Genomic DNA, 4,385 nt, shown 5'->3' on the forward strand with positions numbered 1-4,385 from the left:
TGCTCAAAATTTTGCATGGACTCGTCAAAACGGCGGATCTGCGCACAGGTGATTCCCCGCCCGACCAGTGCTTGCACCCGATTGGGCTCCAAGGCGATGGCTTGGTCATAATTTTTCAGTGCGGCATCGTAGAGGCGCATCTGGTGCAGCACCAACCCGCGGTTGGCATAGGCTCCCGCGAAATTCATATCCAGTTCAATGGCCTTGTTGTAGCTATCCAGGGCCTTGTCTAGCTGTCTTAGTTGCTGAAAGGTTACGCCTCGGTTGGAATACGCTTCGATGTGTGTGGGGGCCAGGACCAAGACACGGTCATAACAGTCAATGGCGGCGCTGAATTCATGCATTTTTTGCAACGCAATGCCAAGGTTGAAATGGGCTTCAACAAGTGCTTCATCCAGGGCTATGGCAGTCTCAAAAGCGGCTTTGGCTTCGCCCATGCGCTCGAGTCGTTGCAAAACCATCCCACGGTTGTTATGGGCTTGCGCCAAACCGGGTGCCAAAGCAATGGCACAGTCAAACCCGGCGAGCGCGCCCTGAACATCGCCTAGGTCCAACAAAGCACTGGCCCGGTTAGCGTGCGCATCCCCATGCGTGGGCTGCAATGCCAAGGCACGCTCGTAGCTGTCAATCGCGAGGTGCAGGTCTTTCATGACCGATAGCGCAACACCTCGGTTGAACCATGCTTGCACATGTTCGGGTTGCTGAGCCAATAAGCGGTCATACAGGTGCACCGCAGCAGCGGGTTGTCCTAAGTCCTGCAAGACCAGTCCGGCTTGAAAAAAAGCGGGCAAAAAATCGGGCTGCAAAGACATCGTGCGCTCAAATCCGGCCAGCGCTGCCGGACGTTGCTGCAGCGCATAGAGCATCAAGGCACGATTGAAGTGCAGCAAGTGATGGTGCGGATGCGCCCGCACCGCTTGATCCATCAACGCCAATGCCCGGCCGTGTTGCTTGGACTGAGCCATCAGCACTGCCAGACTGTTGAGTGCAACGGGGTGCGCAGGCTCAGCGACCAACACGGCTTCATACATCGCCTGGGCCTGTTGCACATCGCCTTGCTTCAGACAGCCCATCGCTTGCATCAGTTGCCCGGCTACATCCCGACGGTCACCCACACGTTGATCGCTGCCTAAGACATTGCGCTCCTCAGGCATGGCTTAAAGAACCATGGTCGAGACGGCCAGATTTTGGTCAACCAACAACTGCACATACCCCTGGGAGACGCTTGTGCCCTCATAGAGTTGGTACACATGCCCAGCATGCGCGACGCTCTTGCCACTGGTGCTCAGGCCCGAGAGCTGGACGGTATCGCCCACATCACCGGTGATCACGAGTTGCTGCGCATTGGTGTTGCCCAAGCCTTCCCAACCATGGCTTTGCAGCCAGTTGGCCTGCCCGCCCTGCTTGAGCACCATGTCCAGTGTCAGGCGCACCGAGTTGTTCCCCGTGCCCGAAAGGTCGATCTGCTCAATCCCATACAGGCGACTGAAATCCAGAGTCACCCCCGCCCCTGTCAATGCATAGCTGTCCACACCGGCCCCGCCAAAGACCGTTTGGAGGCCATCAGCAGACTGTATCTTGTCATCGCCGTCTCCGGCCATGACGAGCGTCTGTCTGGCAGTAGCGGTCAAGGTGCTGCCAGTGCCGGGTGCATCGAGCAACACGCCTTGGGCGCTCAGCGCAGGAAGCAGCGCCGCCTGACCTTCTATCTGCGCGTTGTTGTCGGCGTGAGCCGTGTAAGCCTTCATTCCGACCCAAGCGATATCGATCCAGCTCTGCATCTCCTCCGTCCACGTCACCTGTGCTGGTGTGCCGTCGGCGCCATAGCGCACCGTGGCGTGGTTGGTCAGGGCCTTCAGGGCTTGGTCCATATCGCCAAACATATAGTCCAGGGTGGACATCACGCCGAGCAAGCGGCCATAGTCTTGCTCACCGGCAGTGGCGCTGGCAAAGTCTGCACTGTTGACAGCCACCGCCGTCTGGCTCAGCTCGCTCAAGCCGAAAGCGCCGGCCAGCGCCGTTTTCATGGCACTGAACTGCGCCAGGCTGGGGATGGCGCCACTGTGCTGCTCGCACAAGCGAACGGCAAGCTCGCTCAACGGGTTGACCGCCAAAGCGCCGCCTGAGGCATCGGTATCAGCATCGACGACGGTGCGCAAGTCGCTGCGCAAGTCCACGGCCAGGCCGGTGAACTCGTCCAGGTAATCGGCGGCATCGCCATTGCTGTCTTTGAGCACCAACAAAAGCGAGCGCGTGCCCACCTCCCCCGAGTCCAGCTTCAAAGCGCCTTGACTGTCCGTGCTGAAAGCGCCCTGCTGCACGCCATCGGCGCTGAACAATAAGGCCTGCAGCGACGACATGAAAGGACCGGCCGTGACCGTGACCGTGAGGTACTGCCCACTGGTGGTGCCGGCCAGATAAGTGATGGCCTGACCAGTGCTGTCTTTGACAAAGTAAGTGTGAGCCCCAATGCTGCAGCCCGTCACTGTGAAAGTGGCCAAGCCCGCAGCGTCGGAGGTAACAAAACCGCCAATGGCCGTTTCGACGCCGTTGATGGTTTCATACAGCTTCACAGACAAGTTGGCCGTCACCACAGCATTGAGCGTGAAGCTGGTCGCGGTGGTGATGTTGTCATAGACCGTTCCACTGGCCGAGGTAACGGTGTCGCTTGCAGTCGCCAAATCCAGAACATTCAGCCGGGTAGAGATCATGACCTGAGGTGTGCTGGAAGTGCCGGTGAAAGTAGCAGTCCCAGTATGGTCGGCCAAGCGCGTCAAGTCCGAGTTGTACACATTCATATACACATAATTTCCGTCAGCGCTGATTCCCGAATAGTAGGCTTCAGTTGTCGTTAAATCTTGATTTGCGGCCAGGCAGCGCAGTGTTCCGGTGGCGAACTCGTAACTGAAAACGTTCGTCTTTTCGTTGGTGCTCAACGACAGCCCGTTGTTGCCAAATTGTCTGGCATCATTCGTCTCGAACAGGGCGTAACGCCCATCTGCGCTGATGTCTTTGTATGTCACCGACGACGCGTAACCAGCGGTTGTGTAAAGTCCGCCGCTCATGCTGCCTGTGTGCGTCATGAGCTTGATTTCACCGGTGCTGGTGTTGTAGGCAAACAAGTCGTCGAATCCCTTCCCGTTATCAGTAAATGCAACACCCGTGCTTGTATTGGTCGCAGTACCAAACAAACTGGCATCCTTGGCAGCAAACACCACATACTCGCCCTGAGCCGTGACAGACAGATAGGTCACGGTGGCCATGGCTGACACCAAAGTGCTGGTGCCACTGTGACTGATGAGGCTTTGTGTGTAATTCGATGTGTTGTAGGCAAGTAAATCCGCTAAAGCCGTGTAGCCATCCGTAAAGCTAACACCGCTGTTGCCCAACAGCGAAGCATTTACTTCGGTGAACATCACGTAGGAGCCGTCACGGCTCACCCCTGCATAGGCGTTCGTTAAAGCGCCAGTCGTGGTGGTGTTGGCACTGCTGTGATTGACCAAGAGTTGCTCGCCTGTGCTCAGGTTGTACGCCAACAAGTCCTGGGCGTTGGTGCTATCGCTAAAGCCAAACGCGGAGGCAGTAGAGCTTGTAAAAAAGACAAACTTGGAATTGGACGCGCTGATGCTTGCATAGCTGGCGGCTGACGTGGCAGCCGTGGTGGTGCCAGCATTGCTATGACTGACCAGGGATTGCTGGCCAGTGCTCAAGTTATAGGCCAACAAGTCCGTGACATTGGTGGTGTTGGTGTCCGTGAATGCGGAACCAGTTGCCGCGTTGGTGGCCGTTCCAAACTGCGTGGCATCTACCGATGAAAAAATCACATATGCGCCGTCAAGAGTGACGCCTAAGTAGTTTGTTGTTATGGATGAGCCGGCCGTCGTGGCGCTGGTGCCGCTGTGAGTGACCAGCACCTGGGCACCCGTGCTCAGGTTATAGGCAAAAACATCGCCGCTTAGGGTGGTGCTGCTGGTGCTGGTGCTGCCATCACCGAAAGCCGTGCCGGTGCTGCCGTTGGTGGTGGTGCCGAACTGGGTGGCATCAAAGGCTGAGAAAATGACATAGGCCCCATCGGCCGTGGTGGCCCGGTAAGTAGAGGCCGCTGTGCCTGCAATATTGGCGCTGGTGCCGCTGTGGCTGACAAGGGTTTGCTGGCCCGTGGCAAGGTTGTAGGCGAACAAATCATTGGCCGAGGTGCTGCCATCCGTAAACGCCGTCCCTACGCCACCGCCGTTGACCGCTGTACCAAACAATGTGGCGTTGGCTGAATCAAAAATCACATAAGCCGTGCTGCCCGCACTGACAGTGCGGTAAGTCAAGGTGCTGGTCGCGGCCACGGTGGTGCTGGTGCTGCTGTGGTTAACCAGGCTCTGCTGACCTGTGGT

The 4,385-nt window shown here is 57.4% G+C and carries 2 protein-coding genes; both read right to left on the bottom strand.

Features of this window, described 5'->3' with window-relative positions; all coding sequences use genetic code 11:
* The coding region (locus ACKWJN_RS02685; protein WP_408594268.1) for a tetratricopeptide repeat protein at positions 1-1,154 on the bottom strand (1,154 nt) is incomplete at its 3' end.
* 3 nt (positions 1,155-1,157) lie between these two features.
* The coding region (locus ACKWJN_RS02690) for a beta strand repeat-containing protein (protein ID WP_408594270.1) at positions 1,158-4,385 on the bottom strand (3,228 nt) is incomplete at its 5' end.

The organism is Limnohabitans sp. (assembly GCF_046052825.1).
GTDB lineage: Bacteria > Pseudomonadota > Gammaproteobacteria > Burkholderiales > Burkholderiaceae_C > Limnohabitans.